The organism is Mesorhizobium sp. M1A.T.Ca.IN.004.03.1.1 (assembly GCF_003997555.1).
Taxonomy (GTDB): domain Bacteria; phylum Pseudomonadota; class Alphaproteobacteria; order Rhizobiales; family Rhizobiaceae; genus Mesorhizobium.
This window is the reverse complement of the sequence record NZ_RZTV01000760.1, coordinates 1-250: the sequence shown is the minus strand read 5'-3', so window position 1 is coordinate 250 and position 250 is coordinate 1. Positions and strand designations below refer to the sequence as shown.

At 56.0% G+C, this 250-nt stretch carries 1 protein-coding gene; it reads left to right on the top strand.

Annotation, left to right across the window (positions count from 1 at the left end):
- Nucleotides 1-180: hypothetical protein (locus EOD29_RS36770; protein ID WP_206520600.1), on the top strand; the 180-nt coding region annotated here is incomplete at its 5' end.
- Nucleotides 181-250: the final 70 nt, after the last annotated feature.

Genomic DNA, 250 nt, shown 5'->3' with positions numbered 1-250 from the left:
CCGCCGAGCAGCAGGATCGTTTCGGAAAAAAGGTCGTTGGGCGCTGACATGCTGGCAATTTCTTTCGACGGCGGGAAACATCCTGGCAGCCCTGACAAAGAATCGGCGGCGGCGGCCTTGATGCCAGGGAGAGTGCACAATAAATGGATGCCGAAGGAAAGGCCAAATCATGTCCTCTGAAATCGATTCCTCGACACTTCTTTCCCGCGCAAGTCAATTGATCGATCTGGCAAGGAAGGCGGGCGCCGAC